The 16,447-nt window shown below is 71.1% G+C and carries 14 protein-coding genes; 13 read left to right on the top strand and 1 reads right to left on the bottom strand.

Annotated features, from left to right (window positions below; all coding sequences use genetic code 11):
• Positions 1-18: 18 nt before the first annotated feature.
• The 11 genes from GA0070619_RS17120 (at position 19) to GA0070619_RS17070 (ending at position 12,475) form a co-directional block, all read left to right on the top strand.
• Complete coding sequence (locus GA0070619_RS17120) at positions 19-1,266, top strand: ABC transporter substrate-binding protein (RefSeq protein WP_088949002.1); 1,248 nt, start codon at positions 19-21, stop codon at positions 1,264-1,266.
• Positions 1,263-2,291 (top strand): branched-chain amino acid ABC transporter permease, encoded by a 1,029-nt coding sequence (locus GA0070619_RS17115; RefSeq protein ID WP_197699547.1) that lies wholly within the window; start codon positions 1,263-1,265, stop codon positions 2,289-2,291. The genes GA0070619_RS17120 and GA0070619_RS17115 overlap by 4 nt, the downstream gene beginning before the upstream one ends.
• Entirely contained in the window at positions 2,288-3,337 is a 1,050-nt protein-coding gene (locus tag GA0070619_RS17110) for a branched-chain amino acid ABC transporter permease (protein ID WP_088949001.1), read from the top strand. The genes GA0070619_RS17115 and GA0070619_RS17110 overlap by 4 nt, the downstream gene beginning before the upstream one ends.
• Positions 3,334-4,065 (top strand): ABC transporter ATP-binding protein, encoded by a 732-nt coding sequence (locus GA0070619_RS17105; RefSeq protein WP_088951866.1) that lies wholly within the window; start codon positions 3,334-3,336, stop codon positions 4,063-4,065. Before GA0070619_RS17110 ends, GA0070619_RS17105 begins: the two co-directional genes overlap by 4 nt.
• On the top strand, positions 4,052-4,753 hold the full coding sequence (locus GA0070619_RS17100; protein ID WP_088949000.1) for an ABC transporter ATP-binding protein: 702 nt from the start codon (positions 4,052-4,054) through the stop codon (positions 4,751-4,753). The genes GA0070619_RS17105 and GA0070619_RS17100 overlap by 14 nt, the downstream gene beginning before the upstream one ends.
• Before the next feature lies 1 nt (position 4,754).
• Positions 4,755-6,089 (top strand): MmgE/PrpD family protein, encoded by a 1,335-nt coding sequence (locus GA0070619_RS17095; protein ID WP_197699546.1) that lies wholly within the window; start codon positions 4,755-4,757, stop codon positions 6,087-6,089.
• Positions 6,090-6,099: 10 nt separating this feature from the next.
• On the top strand, positions 6,100-6,741 hold the full coding sequence (locus GA0070619_RS17090) for an aspartate/glutamate racemase family protein (protein WP_088948999.1): 642 nt from the start codon (positions 6,100-6,102) through the stop codon (positions 6,739-6,741).
• Positions 6,738-8,105 carry an FAD-dependent oxidoreductase gene (locus GA0070619_RS17085; RefSeq protein ID WP_088948998.1) on the top strand — a complete coding sequence of 456 codons (1,368 nt, stop codon included), beginning with the start codon at positions 6,738-6,740 and terminating at the stop codon, positions 8,103-8,105. Before GA0070619_RS17090 ends, GA0070619_RS17085 begins: the two co-directional genes overlap by 4 nt.
• Positions 8,102-9,571, top strand: coding sequence for a dihydroorotase (locus GA0070619_RS17080; protein ID WP_088948997.1), 1,470 nt, complete (start codon positions 8,102-8,104; stop codon positions 9,569-9,571). The genes GA0070619_RS17085 and GA0070619_RS17080 overlap by 4 nt, the downstream gene beginning before the upstream one ends.
• Positions 9,572-9,573: 2 nt before the next feature.
• A complete protein-coding gene (locus tag GA0070619_RS17075; RefSeq protein WP_088948996.1) occupies positions 9,574-10,779 on the top strand; it encodes a CaiB/BaiF CoA transferase family protein in 1,206 nt (401 codons plus the stop codon).
• Positions 10,780-10,927: 148 nt separating this feature from the next.
• Positions 10,928-12,475, top strand: a complete 1,548-nt coding sequence (locus tag GA0070619_RS17070) for a tannase/feruloyl esterase family alpha/beta hydrolase (RefSeq protein WP_172862060.1) — start codon at positions 10,928-10,930, stop codon at positions 12,473-12,475.
• Between the two features lie 40 nt (positions 12,476-12,515).
• On the opposite strand, the gene GA0070619_RS17065 is transcribed toward GA0070619_RS17070, so the two are convergent.
• Positions 12,516-14,498, bottom strand: coding sequence for a GTP-binding protein (locus GA0070619_RS17065; RefSeq protein WP_088948994.1), 1,983 nt, complete (start codon positions 14,496-14,498; stop codon positions 12,516-12,518).
• A 279-nt stretch (positions 14,499-14,777) separates the two neighbouring features.
• On the opposite strand from GA0070619_RS17065, the gene GA0070619_RS17060 reads away from it, so the two are divergent.
• Both GA0070619_RS17060 and GA0070619_RS17055 read left to right on the top strand, forming a co-directional pair.
• Positions 14,778-15,170 (top strand): nuclear transport factor 2 family protein, encoded by a 393-nt coding sequence (locus GA0070619_RS17060; protein ID WP_088951864.1) that lies wholly within the window; start codon positions 14,778-14,780, stop codon positions 15,168-15,170.
• 87 nt (positions 15,171-15,257) lie between these two features.
• Complete coding sequence (locus tag GA0070619_RS17055) at positions 15,258-16,442, top strand: peptidoglycan DD-metalloendopeptidase family protein (protein ID WP_088948993.1); 1,185 nt, start codon at positions 15,258-15,260, stop codon at positions 16,440-16,442.
• The last annotated feature ends 5 nt before the right edge of the window (positions 16,443-16,447 follow it).

Raw genomic sequence — 16,447 nt, 5'->3', positions numbered from 1 at the left:
GTCACCCCAGGAGCTGACATGAGGAAGACCTGGACCCTGAGCCTCGCCTTGACCCTGCCGCTGGCCCTCGCCGCGTGCGGCGGGTCCGGGCCCGCCGGCACGACCAACGGCGGCGGCGCCCAGTCCGGCAGCACCATAAAGATCGGTTCCCTGCACCCGCTGAGCGGAGCGGCCGCGGCTGACGGGCAGCAGATGGACAACGGAGCCAAGCTGGCCGTCGAGGCGATCAACAACGCCGGTGGCATCAAGTCGCAGGGCGGCAAGAAGCTGGAACTGGTGAGCGCTGACACCCAGGGCAAGCCGGAGGTCGGCCAGAGCGAGGCACAGCGCCTCATTCAGGACGGCGTGGTCGGCCTGGTCGGCACCTACCAGAGCGCGGTCACCGCGAACGTGTCCACGGTGGCCGAACGCAACAAGGTGCCGCTGGTGATCGACGTGTCCAGCGCGGACTCGATTCTCTCCCAGGGCTACAAGTACACGTTCCGGGTGCAGCCCAGCTCCACAGTGCTCGGCACCGCCGGCGCGCAGTTCCTCGACCAGGTGGCCAAGGCGGCCAACCAGCCGGTCAAGACGGTGGCGGTGCTGCACGAGCAGGGTCCGTTCGGCAGCGCCGTACGTGACGCCTTCAAGGCCGAGGCGGAGAAGGCCGGCATCAAGGTCGGCCCGGCGCTCGCCTACGACGCCGCCAACGTCTCCGACCTGACGACCCAGGTCACCCAGGTCAAGGCCAGTGGCGCCGACGTGCTGATGGTGGCCGGCTACTACCGCGACGGCGTGCTGGCGGCCAAGGCCGTCGCCACCGTCAAGCCGCCGGCCCTGAAGGCGGTCTACGGGGTCGCCAACGGTGCGTTCGACCTCCCGCAGTTCCCGAAGGAGGCGGGCGCCGCAGCCGAGGGCTTCTTCGACGCCAACTACCACGCCGACATGACCAACGCCGACACGCAGGCGCTGGCCAAGCTCTACCAGGAGCGTTACAACGACCAGATCCGCACCGGAGCGGTGCTCGCACACGACTCGGTCAAGGTGATCGCCGACGCTCTGGAGCGGGCCGGCAGCGCCGAACCGGCCAAGGTACGGGACGCGATCGCCAGCGGTTCGGTGCCGACCCTGATCGCCGGCAACGGCCCGATCAAGTTCGGCCCGACCGGTGAGAACGAGAACGCCACGCCGATCCTCATGCAGGTCCAGGGTGGCGTGGTCAAGCAGGTGTTCCCGGCCGACAAGGCGGAGGAGAAGCCCCTCTACCCCGCCTTCAAGAGCCAGTGACCACGCCAGCCGACCAGGGCCACGCCGCCGGCAGCGGCGGCGTGGCAACCCTGGATCCCGACGAGGTTCGCCCGACTCCCGCCCGTACCGTGCCGTGGCTGCGGATCGCGGTGATCGCCGCGTTGGTCGTGCTCGCGGTCGTGCTCGCGTACGTCCGCTCCGGCAGCGGGGTCGTCGTCGTGCAGGCGATGGCCACCGGTGTCCTGATCGGCGGCGTCTATGGCCTGATCGCGATGGGCCTCACGCTGATCTTCGGTGTCCTCGACATCGTCAACTTCGCCCACGGCAGCTTCCTGGCACTGGCCTTGTTCCTGACGTTCGGGCTGACCCAGGCCGGGTTGCATCCCTATCTCGCGCTCGCCGTCAGCGTGCCGGCGATGTTCGTGCTCGGCCTGCTGGTGCAACGCGGCATCCTGGCCGGCGCGATGGGCAAGCCGCTGGAGAACCAGTTGCTGATCACGCTGGGCATTTCGCTGATCATCGAGAACGCGCTGCTGCTGTTCTTCGGCGGGAACCCGCGCTCGGTGGCCCTGCCCGGCGACCGCGGCGTACCGATCTTCGAAGCGGTGGCCAACCTGTCCCGGATCCTCGCCTTCGTCGGCGCACTGGTCCTGGCCGGACTGCTCTACCTGCTGCTGCAGCGCACCCGGCTGGGCACCGCGATCCGCGCGGTGGCCGCCAACGACACCGGCGCGCAGCTGGTCGGTATCGACACCCGGGTCATCTACGCGGTGACATTCGCGCTCGGCACTGCCTGCGCCGGCGCCGCTGGCACGCTCGTCGCCCCGCTGGTCACCATCGAGCCCACCACCGGTTCGCTGTTCAACATCGTTGCCTTCGTGGTGGTGGTGCTGGGCGGCATGGGCAACGTCGTCGGCGCGCTGGTCGGCGGTCTGGTCATCGGGTTGGCCGAGCAGCTCGGCGGTATCTACCTGCCGGGACAGTCGCCCCTGCTGTCGGTGTTCATCGTCTTCGTCCTCGTGCTCTTCCTGCGCCCGCAGGGACTCTTCGGGAGGTCGGCATGACGACCACCACCGACACGCCGGCACCGGAGACAGCGGCCAGCAGGCCACTGCCTCGCCTGCCGTGGAACAAGCACCTGCTGGCCATCGCGGTACTCGCCGTGCTGCTGGTGCCGCTGCCGCTGATCCTTCCGTCGGCGCAGGCATCGGTCGCGGTGCGGGTGCTCATCTTCGCCCTGATGAGCATCGGCTGGAACATGATGAGTGGCTTCGGCGGCATGTTCAGCTTCGGGCACGCGGCCTACTTCGGAATCGGCGCGTACACCAGCGCCTGGCTCCTGGTCGAGCACCGCGTGTCGCCGTGGATCGGGATGCTCGCCGGCATGGTGATGGCCGCGGCGTTCGCCGCGCTGATCGGTTTCCTGGCGCTGCGGTACAAGCTGCGCGGCGCCTACTTCGCGCTGGCCACCTTCGCGTTCGCCGAGATGCTCCGGCTCTGGGCGACAAACAGCGACTTCGTCAACCGCGCGGTCGGTTATCACGTGCCGCTTCGTTCCGACAGTTCGTGGTGGTGGATCCAGTTCGAGCCGGCCTCGCCGAACTACTTCTGGATCGCGCTCGCGCTCACCGTCGCCGCACTGGTGATCAGCGTGCAGTTCGTTCGCTCGCGTGCCGGACAGTTCACCAAGGCCGCCCGCGACGACGAGGACGCGGCCTCAGCGGTCGGCATCCCGGTGATGCGCTACAAGCTGGTGACGATGGCGCTGTCCGCCGCGATCACCTCTGTCGCCGGTGCCTTCTACGTGCAGTACTTCCTGTTCATCGATCCGGACCTGGCGTTCGGGTCGAGCGTGTCGATCCAGGCGATCCTGCCGGCCGTGATCGGCGGGGTGGCGACCATCTGGGGGCCGGTGATCGGCGCCGTGGTGATGGGCCCGCTCAACGACGTGACGGCGACGGTGCTGCGCAACCCGCCGCCCGCGCTGGAGTTCCTTCAGGGGCGCAGCGGCCTGGACGTGATCGTCTACGGCACCCTGTTGATCATCATCGTGCTGCTCCTGCCGAAAGGCATATACGGAACGATCCGCCAAAGGTGGTCCCGGCGATGACACTGCTTCGGGTCGACGGAATCTCCAAGTCGTTCAAGGGCCTGCGGGCGGTCGACGAGGTGAGCTTCGAGGTCGCCGAGGGCAGCATCCTCGGCGTCATCGGGGCCAACGGCGCAGGCAAGACCACGGTGTTCAACCTGATCGCGGGTGCGTTGCGGCCGGACACCGGCCGGGTGTATCTGGGCGGCAGGGAGATCACCGGGCACGCGCCGCACAAGGTGACCGCGGCGGGCATGACCCGGACGTTCCAGCTGATGCGGCCGTTCTACTCGATGACCGTGTTGGAGAACGTCACGATCGCGGTGCTGGCCGGCGGCGCCGCCAAGCGTACGGCCCGGACCGCCGCCGCCGAGCTGATCGATCGGGTCGGCCTCGGCCGGTGGCGCGACTCGGCGACCGAGGGCCTGCCCACCGCGGCCCTCAAGCGGCTGGAACTGGCCCGGGCGTTGGCCAGCAAACCCCGCGTGCTGTTGCTCGACGAGGTGCTGGCCGGCCTGGTGCCCGCGGAGCGGGCACCGGTGATGGAGCTGCTGGAGCGGCTGCGCACCGAGGACGGCGTGACGCTCGTCTTCGTCGAACACATCATGGCTGCGGTCATGCGGCTGTCGGACTCGGTGCTCGTGCTCGATCTGGGCCGGGTGCTCACCTCGGGCCCACCACAGGAGGTGACCCGTGACCCGCGGGTCATCGAGGCCTACCTCGGGGAGGACCCGCATGCTCACGCTTGAGGGGGTCAGCGCCGGCTACCACGGCCTGCAGATCCTGCACGAGCTCGACCTGCGGGTCGAGGAGGGCGAGATCGTGGCGATCGTCGGCGCCAACGGTGCCGGCAAGACCACCACGCTCAAGACCATTTCCGGGCTGGTCAAACCGACCGCGGGCACGATCACTTTCAACGGCGCACGGGCCGATGGCGTACGCCCGAGCGAACTGGTCGCCCGTGGCCTGCTGCACGTGCCGGAGGGGCGGGCGCTGTTCGGGCCGCTCAGCGTCGAGGAGAACCTGCGGATGGGCGGCTGGACCCGTGGCCGCAAGCCGCTCGGTGAGCCGTTGCGCGAGGTCTTCGACCTGTTCCCGATCCTCGCCGAGCGGCGCGCCCAGGCCGCCGAGACGCTCAGTGGCGGGCAGCAGCAGATGCTCGCGATCGGCAGGGCGTTGATGGCCGGTCCACGGCTGTTGCTGCTCGACGAGCCGTCCACCGGCCTGTCGCCGAAGCTGACCTGGACCGTGCTCGACGCGATCAAGGCGATCCGCGACCGGGGTGTCTCGGTGCTGCTGGTCGAGCAGAACGCCGCGCACGCGCTCAACCTGGCCGACCGGGCGTACGTGCTGGAGAGCGGCAGCCTGGTCCTCGAAGGCCCGGGGCCGGAGCTCGCCCGCGACGACCGGGTCCGAGCCGCCTACCTGGGGCTCTGACGTGCAATCCACAGTGGAGGCGGTGGCCCGGCTCGGCACCTGGGCCGCCGCGCTCCGCTGGTCGGACGTCCCGGACACCGTCCGCGACCGGCTCGGGCTCGTGCTGCTCGACTCGCTCGGGGTGACAGTGGTCGGCGCCCGGCAGGCCGAGCAGCAGGCCCTGGTCGCCGCATGGCGTCCCGGGTCCGGGCCCGCGCCGCTGGTCGGGGCAGGCGCGACCACCACCGTCGAGGCGGCAGCCTGGCTGAACGCGACCGCGATGGCGCGGCTTGAGCTCGACGAGGGTCACAAGTACGCGAAGGGTCATCCGGCGGCGCACGGGCTGCCCGCGGTGCTGGCGCTCGCCGCCGACCTCGGCGCGTCCGGTCCGGAGACGATGTCGGCGCTGCTGGCGGCCTACGAGGTGGCGGCGCGTTTCGGCCGGGCCACCACCCTTCGCGCCGACGCGCATCCGCACGGCAGCTGGGGCGTCGCGGGTGCGGCGGCCGGCTGCGCGCGGTTGCTCGGCCTGCCCGGTGAGGGCGTCGCCGCAGCGATCGACGCGGGAGCCGGCCTGCCGGTGGCCGGGCACTTCGCCAGCGCCCTGGACGGCAACCCGGTCCGCGACGCCTGGCTGGGAGCCTCCAACGTGTCCGGGTTGGCGGCGGCACGGATGGCCGCGGCCGGCGTCGCCCGCAACACCGGTACCCCCTCGTTGTCGCTCGGCGACGTGCTCGGCCGGTTCGACCCCGCGCCGCTCACCGACGGGCTCGGCACGCGGTGGGACGTGCAGCTCGGCTATTTCAAGCGGCACGCGTCCTGCTCGTTCACCCACCCGGCGGCCGACGCGGCCCTGCTGATGCGAGCCGACGGCCTGACGCTCGACTCCATCGAGGAGGTCCTGGTCGAGACCCACTCGCTGGCTGGCGGGCTCGGCCGGACGAGTTGGGACAGCCGGTTGGCCGCGCTGTTCTCGACGCCGTTCGTGGTGTCCGCCGCGCTGGTGCACGGCACCGTCGACCCCGCCGTGTCCGCCGACGACCAGCGCGACGACCCGCGGGTACGCGCGCTGGCCGCCAAGGTGGTGCTGCGGGTGGCTCCGGACCTCGACGCCCGACTGCCCGACGAACGTGCGGCCCGCGTCACCGTCCGCACCCTCGGCGGACCACCCAGGGTGATTGAGGTGCCCAACCCGGTCGGCGACGCGGCCTACCACCCGATGACCGAGGGTGACGTGCTCGCACTGCTCGGACGCCTGCTCGACCCCGACACCGTCCGAGCCGTGCACGAAATCGCCGCTGGCCTGGCTGCCACCACCGACGTCGGGCCCGACCTGCGCCGGCTCGCCGAGATCTAGGAGAGAGACCGTGCGGATCTACGCCGTGACCCCGATCCATGTCGACGCCGAGGAACTGGCCCGCCGGCAGGCGCGCTACGCGGCGCTGTCGCCGCCGGGCGTCGACGTCGTGCTGCACGACATCGGAGCGGACGCACCGCGCGCCCTGGACACCGACGAGCAGGTGCGGGAGAGCGAGGTGCTGGTCACCGCGGCGCTGCGCGGCGCGCCGGCCGGCTTCGACGCGCTGCTGCCGGACTGCGTCCTCGACCCCGGTGTCGCGGACCTCGCCGGCACCCTGCCGGTGCCGGTGTTCGGACTGCTCCGTCTCAGCCTCGGCTGGGCCGTGCTGAGCGGGCGCAGGTGCGCGGCGGTGGCCCGCAACAAGGCGATCGCCGACGAGATCACCGCCCGGGCCGGGGTGTACGGGTGGTCGGCCGACCTGCTCGGCGTCGAGGTGCTCGACCTCGACGTGCACGCGATCGCCGACACCTCCCGCTGGGCCAGCACGCTTGGCGGTGCCGTCGGCACGCTCGCCGCGGGCGGCGCGCGTTCGGTGATCAACGGCTGCTCGGCCGTCGACCTGCCGGCCGGCGTCAGCCTGCCAGCTCGGGTGGTCGACCCGACAGCCCTGGCGCTGCGGCTGATCGGTGCTGGGGAGGTGGGCGCGTGACCGGGCCGGACCTCGTGGTCGCCGGCGCCGGGGGAGGGCTCGTCGCCGCCCTGCGCGCCGCCCAGCTCGGCCTCGACGTGCTGGTGGTTGAGGCCAGCGAGCACTTCCGCCGGGGCAACAACACCTCGATGTCGACCGCGATGATCCCGGGCGCCGGCTCGCGGTGGCAGCGGGCCGCCGGCATCGACGACTCGGCCGAGCTGTTCGCGGCGGACGTCGCGCGCAAGACCAAGGGGCAGGGCGACCAGAGGCTCGCCCGTGCGCTCGGCGCGGTGAGCGCCGAGCTGGTCGAGTGGCTGGTTGACAGCGTCGGGCTGGAGCTGTCGCTGGTGACCGACTTCCACTACCCGGGCCACTCGGTCGACCGCTGCCACACGGTCGAGGGCCGGCACGGCACCGTGCTGCTCGACCATCTCGTCCAGCGGCTGGGCAGGGCCGGTATCGACATGCTGGTCCCGGCCCGACTGGTCGACGTGGTCGTCGACTCCGGCGTGGTTCGAGCCGCCGTGGTCGAGCGACCGGACGGCACACGTGAGGAGATCCCGACCGGGGCGGTGCTGCTGGCCACCAACGGCTACGGCGCCGACCGGACCATGGTCGGCGAGCACCTGCCGGAGATCGCGGCGGCGGTCTACCACGGCAGTGAGATGTCCCGCGGCGATGCGCTGCGGATCGGCACCGAGCTCGGCGCGCAGAGCGCCTTCCTCGACGCGTACCAGGGGCATGCCGCTCTTTCGGCCCGCTCCGCGACGCTGGTCGGCTGGGCGACAGTGATGCACGGCGGTGTCCTGCTGGACACCACCGGACGGCGGTTCGGTGACGAGACGACCGGCTATTCCGAGTACGCCGCCGCGCTCGCGGCCCGCCCGGACGCGTTCGGTTGGCTGGTGCTGGACCGCCGGATCCACGACGCCTGCCTCGCGTTCACCGACTTTCGGCAGAGCGTGGAGTCGGGCGCGCTGCTGGACGCGGCCGACGAGGCCGCGCTGTCCTCGGTCACCGGGCTGCCGGCCGAGGCCGTGGTCGCGGAACTCGCCGAGACGGCGGCGGTGGCTCGCGGCGAGCGGGCCGACCGCTTTGGCCGCACCTTCTTCGAAGCACCACTGGAGCCGCCGTACCTCACCGCCCGGGTGGTGCCGGCGCTCTTTCACACCCAGGGCGGCCTGCTGGTCGACGAGCATGCCCGGGTGCTGCGCCCGGGTGGCGCGCCGATCCCCGGCCTCTACGCCTCGGGCGGTGCCGCGGCCGGCATCTCCGGCCATGGCGCGGCCGGTTACCTGGCCGGCAACGGCCTCCTGCCCGCCCTCGGCCTCGCCTACCTCGCGGCGAACCACGTCGCTCGAACCACGGGAGGAAACGCATGAAACTGCTGGAAACCCTGATCAAGAACGTAACCGTGGTCCGGCCCGACGCCGGCTCGCCCGACGGCGACCGGCTGGACATCGGCATTGCCGGCGGCAAGGTGGTGCGGATGGAGGCCGACATCCCGGCCGACGAGGCGCAGACCGTCGTGGACGGGCGCGGCCGGCTCGCGTACCCGGGGGCGGTCGACGCGCACCAGCACTGGGGCATCTACAACTCGCTGGCCGAGGACACCGCCACCGAGAGCCGCGCCAGCGCCCAGGGCGGTGTGACGACCGGACTGACCTACATGCGTACGGGGCAGTACTACCTCAACCGGGGCGGCTCGTACGCGGAGTTCTTCCCGCACGTGCTGGCCGCCTCGGAAGGACGCTCGTTCATCGACTACGGATTCCACCTCGCGCCGATGATGAGGGAGCACATCGACGAGATCCCCTCGATCATCGAGAACTTCGGCGTCACCTCCTTCAAGATCTTCATGTTCTATGGCAGCCACGGGCTGCACGGGCGGTCCAGCGACCAGAGTTCGTTCCTGATGATCCCGCCGAACGAGCGCTACGACCTCGCTCACTTCGAGTTCGTGATGCGCGGCGTGCAGGCGGCCCGGGAGAAGCTGACCGACGCGGCACCGCACGTGTCGCTGTCGCTGCACTGCGAGACAGCCGAGATCATGACGGCCTACACGAAGCTGGTCGAGCAGGACGCGTCGTTGCAGGGCCTGGCCGCCTACAGCGCGTCACGACCGCCGCACTCGGAAGGGCTCGCGGTGACGATCGCGGCGTTCCTGGCAGACGAGACCGGGCTGCCCAACATCAACCTGCTGCACCTCTCCTCGCGCAAGGCCCTGCGGGCGGCGATGTTGATGGCCAGGACGTTTCCGCATGTCGACTTCCGCCGCGAGGTCACCCTCGGGCACCTGCTGGCCAGTGTGGACAGCGCGCACGGCCTGGGTGGCAAGGTGAACCCCCCGCTGCGCCCGCAGGAGGACGTGGAGGCGCTCTGGGAGTACGTGCTCGACGGCAGCGTCGACTGGGTGGTCAGTGACCACGCGTGCTGCAAGGACGAGACGAAGTTCGGTGACCCGCGCGAGGACATCTTCGCCGCGAAGTCGGGCTTCGGCGGGGCGGAATACCTGCTGCCCGGCCTGGTCTCGGAGGGGCGCAAGCGCGGCCTGTCGCACCAGCGGATCGCGCAGTTGGCCGCCTGGAATCCGGCCCGCCGCTACGGACTGCCGGGCAAGGGCACCATCGGGGTGGGCTTCGACGCCGACCTGTGCCTCGTGGAGAACACCACCTGGACCGTGCACGCCGCGGACTCCGAGTCGACCCAGGAGTACACGCCGTTCGAGGGCTTCGAACTCGGTGCCTGTGTCACCGACACCTGGGTCCGGGGGCAGCGCGTGCTCGACGCCGGCAACATCGTCGGCACCCCCGGCGGCCGCTACGTGCACCGTCCGTACCAGGGGTGAGCATGTCCAGTGTGAACGACGGACCGCTGGCCGGCCTGCGGGTGCTCGACCTGTCGACCATCCTGGCCGGCCCGCTGGTGGCGCAGATGCTCGGCGATTTCGGCGCCGAGGTCATCAAGATCGAGCACCCTGGCCGCGGGGACGGCATGCGCGGGCATGGGTTGGCCAAGGACGACCAGCCGCTGTGGTGGAAGATGGTCGCCCGCAACAAACGGACGGTCGGGCTCTATCTCGGTGACCCGGCCGGGGCGGAGATCTTCCGCAAGCTCGCCGCCACCGCCGACGTCGTGATCGAGAACTTCCGGCCCGGCACGCTGGAGCGCTGGGGCCTCGGCTACGACGTGCTCTCCGCGGACAATCCGCGGCTGATCCTGCTGCGGGTCACCGGCTTCGGTCAGTCCGGCCCGTACGCTGCGCGGCCGGCCTTCGGCACGCTCGTCGAGTCGATGAGCGGTTTCGCTCACCTGACCGGCGACCCGAACGGCCCTCCGACGTTGCCGGCGTTCGGTCTGGCCGACTCGATCGCCGGGATGGCGGGTGCGGCGGCGGTCTCGATGGCGCTGTTCCAGCGGGAGAAGGACGGCCAGGGTCAGGAGATCGACCTGGACCTGCTCAGCCCCATCATGACGGCTGTCGGGCCCGGCGTGATCTACGCCGACCAGCTCGGCATCGATCAGCAGCGCACCGGCAACCGGTCACTCAACAACGCGCCGCGCAACACCTACCGGACGGCTGACGGGCAGTGGGTGGCCATTTCCACGAGCGCCGACAGTATCGCTCGGCGGGTGCTGACGCTGGTCGGCCACCCGGAGGTGATCGACGAGCCGTGGTTCGCCACCGGGCGCCAGCGGGCGCAGCACGCCGACCTGCTCGACGGCTATGTGGGGGAGTGGATCGGGGCGCGGACCCGCGACGAGGTGCTGCGCGCGTTCGAGGAGGCGGGGGCGGCGGTGGCGCCGGTCTACAAGCCGAGCGAGTTGCTCGACGACCCGCAGGTGCGGGCACTGGATCTGGTGACCACTGTGGACGATCCGGACCTGGGGCCGGTCCGGATGCAGAACGTGCTGTGGCGGATGAGTCGCACACCGGGCCGGATCCGGTTCACCGGCCGCGCGCTGGGTGCCGACACGGACGCGGTGCTCGGCGACGAGCTGGGCCTGTCGGCGGAGGAGATGGCGGCCCTGCGGGAGCGCGACGTGCTCGGGTAGGTTCCGCCCAGCGGAACGACAGGCGTGGATGTTGACAGGGCATTCGCCCAGCTCTAGCGTCACTCCCAGGCCGTGGCGATATTGCCGCGTTCCGCCTAGCGAAACATCGGAGGCCAATGTGCTCCACAGGTTACGTCTCCTCTCCGCCGTGGTCGTCGCCGCCGGTCTCACCGTCGCCGCGGCGCCCGGCATCGCACACGCGAAGCCGCGACTCGACTGCTCCACGACCGCCGCCGCCGGGAAGCTCAGCCGCGCCGTCGGCTACCCGACGACGGTCAGCTCCGCCACGACCGGCGCTACGGCGGCGGCCACGCCCTACTGCGACGTCCGGGCCGCAATCACGGTCGGTGCCGACGACGGCAGCACCTCGGTGATCCAGCTGCGTCTGCAGGTGCCTACCGACTGGAACCGCCGCTACGTCCAGCTGGGCGGCGGCGGCTTCTGCGGCAGCATCCCGACGGCCGGCACCTCCGGCAACGGCAACGTCGACCTCGGCTACGCGGTCGCCTCCGACGACACCGGCCACGTCGGCAGCGGCTCGGACGCCTCCTTCGGACTCAACAACAAGGCCGCGCAGAACACCTGGGGCTACCTCTCCGAGCACCTGACCGCGCTCGCGGCCAAGACGCTCCTCAAGGGAATGACCCGCCATGCTCCCGCGTACTCCTATTTCGTGGGTTGTTCGACCGGTGGTCGACAGGCGCTGATCGAGGCGCAGCGCTGGCCCGGTGACTTCGACGGCATCGTCGCCGGCGCACCGGCCAACCGGCAGAACTACCTCGCCCCGCTCTCGCAGGGCGTGCGCGAGCAGCAGAACCGGGACGCCGACCGCAACCAGATCGTCGACGCCGCCGCCGCGGCGGTCGTCAACCAGGGCGTGCAGGCCGCCTGCGACGGTGTCGTGAAGGACGGTGTCGTGGACGACCCACGCGCCTGCCGGTTCGACCCGGCGACGCTGCTCTGCCCGCAGGGGGCAGCCGCAGCAGGTTGCCTCAGCGCCGCGCAGGTCGCGGTGGTGAAGAAGTGGTACGACAGCCCGCGCGACAACCGTGGTCGCGCGCTGTATCCGGGCGGGCTGCCGTTGGGTTCTGAGGGCGGCTGGGTCGGTTCCGACATCAGCACGTCGCCGACCGGTCTGAGCGGTGGCGGTGCGTTCGCCGAACAGGTCCTGCGCTACCTGGCCTTCCCGACCGACCCGGGGGCGGGCTACTCGCTCTGGGACTTCGACCCGAGCCGGGACGCGGCAGAGCTCGACAAAATGGCGAAGGTCTACAACGCCGACACCACCGATCTCGACGCCTTCCGCAGGGCGGGCGGCAAGCTGATGCTCTACCACGGTCTGGCTGACCCGCTGATCACCCCGTTCGGCACGATCCAGTACTACGAGGACGTGGTGAAGCGGTATGGCTCGCTGGCCCGCGCACAGCAGTTCGCCCGGTTGTTCCTGCTGCCCGGCGTCTACCACTGCTCCGGCGGTCCCGGCGCCGACCGGGTCGACTGGCTCGGCGCGATCCGCGCCTGGACTGAGCGGGGTCAGGCGCCGACGTCGGTGCTGGCCAGCAAGGTGAGCGGTGGCGTGACCACGACGGAACGTCCGGTGTACGCATACCCACTGCGGGCAGGCTACGACGGCAGCGGTGACCCGAACGCGGCGGTCAACTGGAAGCCGGTGCTCGGCCCACGCGGCTGGCGCTGATCGCATTCTGAAAGGGCCCGCGCATCTCGCGCGGGCCCTTTCAGTTTCGGTTCCTCGGCTGGGCGAGGAAGCGCAGGTACTCCACCCGGTCGAACGGGTTGCCGTCGGTGCGGGGTCGGTGCGGCGGGTCACCGGACACCAGGCGGTCGCCGCCGGGCACCGACGACCACAGCCCTTCCCCGCTGGACAGGTCCGGCAGCCGCCGCTGCGCCTCCGGTTCGAGCCGCGCCGGCAGCACCCCGCCGATCCGCCAGCCGGCGGAAATCTCGTCGGTGCCGTCGATGCGGGCGCCGAGCCGGCCCAGGTACGACGTGACAGCGCCGAGCCGGTCGGCCGGTACCTCCGCCTCGAACCGCCGGCACGGCTCGTAGACCCGGGTGCCGGCCTCGGCGAGCGCCTGCATGAGGACGTACGGCGCCAGATCCCGGAAGTGCCCGGCCGTGGTGATCGGCGACCAGTAGCCGCTGTGCGTGAGGGTTACCCGGATGTCGGTGACCGGCCAGCCGTGACAACCCTGGTCGAGGGCGGCCCGGGTGGCCTCCTCGATGGCCTTGTGGAACGACAGCGGCAGCGAGCCGAGCTCGACCTCCAGCCGGTAGTCCACCGCGGAGCCGGGCTCGACCCGGAACCCGACGGTGCCGAAGAAACCGTGCCCGATGATCTCCACCGCCGAGCCGGTGCCGGTTGGCCGCTCGACGTGCATGAGGCGGCCCGCCCCGAACTCGGCCTCGATCCCGTACGCCTCGGCCAGCGTGGCGGCCAGCACCTCGCGCTGCACCTCGCCGTAGAGCAGCACGCTCGTGCCGCCATCCGGGGCCACCCGGGTCCGGATGAACGGGTCGGTGTCCGCGATGTCCAGCAACGCGGCGTGCAGCGCCAGCGTCCGGGCCGGGTCGCGGGGTCGCACCACCGCCTCCAGGGTCGGTGCCGGAAAGTACGACCGCCCGTCGAGGCCGGCCGAGCTGCCGAGCTGATCGCCGAGGCGTACCCCGGTCAGGCCGGTGACCCGGGCGATGTACCCGGCGGTCAGTGCGGCCGGCAGGTCGTCCCGGCCGGTCGGCTCGGCCTGGTCGGTGGGCGCGCCGATCACGTCGAGCCGGGTTATCCGGGCGCGGGTCGCGGTGATCTGGCCGTCCGGCTCCCGGCGGTACGCGATGACCCGCTGGCGGGCCTGAAGCTCCCCGCCGTACGACCGCAGGTACGCCACCCGCTCGCCGGCGGGGTCGCGTTCGATGGCGAAGACCCGCGCCCGCGGCTCGGGCTCCGCCGGTGGCGACGCCGGAAGCAGGGCCGCGATGGCGTCCAGCAGTTCCGGTACGCCGGCTCCGGACAGCGCCGAGCCGAACAGCAGGGGGTGGACCTGCCCGGCCGCTACCTGGACCCGAAGCGACCTGTCGATCCGATCGGGGTCGGGTGGCAGGTCGTCCACGAGGGTGGCCAGCAGCTCGTCGTCGTGCTCGGCGAGGGCCTCGGCGAGCCGGTGGGCGGCGCTGCGGTCGTACCGCGGATCGTCGAGCCGGAAGGCGGCCTCGGGGGTGCCGGGCCCGCGGACCGTGCCCAGCGGGGCGACGGCCGGGGTGAGCAGCCGTCGTACGTCCGCGACCAGCTCGTCGGTGCGGGCACCCCTCCGGTCGATCTTGTTGACGAAGATCAGCGTGGGTAGCCGGAGTGACCGGAGGATTCGCATGATCCGTCGGCTGTGCGGTTGCACCCCCTCGACGGCCGACAGCACCAGGATCGCCGCGTCGAGCACCCCGAGCGCGCGTTCGACCTCGGCCACGAAGTCGCTGTGCCCGGGGGTGTCGAGCAGGTTGACCTGGCGGTCGGGTAAGCCGAACGCGGCTACGGCGCTGCGGATGGTGATGCCCCGGCGGCGCTCGATCTCGCCTGTGTCGGTCTGCGTGGTGCCCGCGTCGACACTGCCGAGCCGGTCGGTGACACCGGTGGCGTGCAGCAGGCGTTCGGTCAGACTGGTCTTACCGGCGTCGACGTGGGCGACGATGCCAAGGTTGATGGTCTGCATGGGCTGACGGGTCCTCGAAAGCTCGCGTCCGGATGGGCGGGAAGGTTTCGAGTCCTCGCATCGCCGGGCTCCCGTCGGTCGGTTCGATCCGTCATGGCACCGGGCCCCGTGGTGGCGGCCTCCGGTCAGGCTGGCACAGCCGGTCCAGGTCGTCCACCAAATATGACCGGCTTGGACGAGGTGCCTGCTGGCTCCACGGACCGGTGGCCGCTCCAACGGGTGCCGGCTCGACGAGAACTGGGGTGACCGGCGGTCGGGAAAACCCCGTACGCTGGCGTGGTGATCGACTTTCGCGCGGCGGTTGAGGCACGCGATCCCGATGCCATCACGGCGGCCCTGGCCGACGATGTGGTTTTTCGCAGCCCGGTGGCGTTCAAGCCGTATCCGGGCAAGGCAATCACCGCGGCGATTCTGCGGGGCGTGCTGCGGGTGTTCGAGGATTTCCGGTACGTCCGTGAGTTGAGCGGTGACGACGATCGCGATCACGCGCTGGTGTTCGAGGCGCGGATCGGCGACGTCGCCGTCGAAGGTTGCGACTTCCTGCACCTGGACGAGAACGGCCTGATCGACGAGTTCACCGTGATGGTTCGCCCGCTGTCCGCCGCGCAGGCCCTGTCCGCCGCGATGGCCGCCCAGTTCGGGCAGATCCAGCGTGAGGCAACCGCCGGCTAGCGCGCCCTCCCTCTCATAGACAAAGATCGATCTGCGGTATAGCGTCCTGCGGTATACATCAGCCTCTCAACCCCCTCTGGAGAGGACATGATCATTACTCAACGCTGGCTCGGTACCGCCACGGCGATGCTGCTCGTTGCCACCATGATCAGCACCGTGCCGAGCGGCGCCCACGCCGCGCCGGCCAATGACGTCACGATCGCCGTGCAGCACAGGCTGCTCGAGGAGGCCGCGGTCGCGGCGGGCCAGGGAGCCCGCGCCGCCGGTCCGGCGGACACCCGGGTGACAGTCACCCGCCGGGACGGCCGGGCCTGGGCATTCGGCACCGCGGTGCTCGTCGCTCCGCAGGAGGAAGGGCTCTACCCGTCCGGCTGGATCTTCGTCGCCCGCCACCAGCGCGGCGACTGGCAGGTCGCCTTCGAGGGGGAGGCCACCTTCGCCGAACTGACCGCGGCCGCGCCCGCCTCCGTCGTCCCCCGACAGGAAATGGCCGCTTTCACGGCCCCCGGCACCCTGGCCGCCAACGGAGACTTCCGCACCGGCATGCGCCTGCCGTTCACCGTCGGCCAGTCCTGGACCCTGCGAGGTGGCCCGCACGGCTGGTCGGGCTCCCCGCGACCGTTCAGCTCGATCGATCTCCAAGGCGGTGACCAGCGGGTGCTGGCCGTGCGCGCCGGCACCGCGTACACGATGTGCAAGGGCTGGATCCGGGTGATCCACGACCGGGGGTACGCCACGGACTACTACCACCTCTGGAACAACATCAACGTCGACGGCGCGTCCGTCTCGGCGGGCACCTACCTCGGCGACACCGGCACCGACATCACCTGCGGCGGGAGTGCCAGCAGCCGGCACGTGCACCTGGGGCTCCGGCAGAACAGCGCCTACGTGGCGATCGCGACCCACAACCTGGGCAAGTGGGTGCCGAGAGAGGGCAGCACGGCCTACGAGGGCTCCGCGCTGCACGGCTCGAAACGCGTCTACGTCGGCGGGGCGCTCTACAACTACGGCGCACTCGGCTTCACCCAGGGAATCGTCGACAGCAACGGCGGCACGTCGATCAGCCGGCGGTCCGGGCCGGGCACCGGGTACGGCGTCGTCGGCTCGCTCGCGGACGGTGCCACAGCGAGCATCGCCTGCTCGTCGAACGGCACCAGTCTGACCGGCCGCTGGGGCGCCAGCACCCTGTGGAACAAGCTGACCGACGGCAGCTGGGTCCCCGACGCGTACCTGTACACCGGATCGGCCAGCCAGGTCAACGGCTCGTGCTGAGGCGC

Origin of the sequence: Micromonospora zamorensis (genome assembly GCF_900090275.1) — a bacterium.
Lineage (GTDB): Bacteria > Actinomycetota > Actinomycetes > Mycobacteriales > Micromonosporaceae > Micromonospora > Micromonospora zamorensis.
This window is presented reverse-complemented; position numbering and strand designations above follow the sequence as displayed.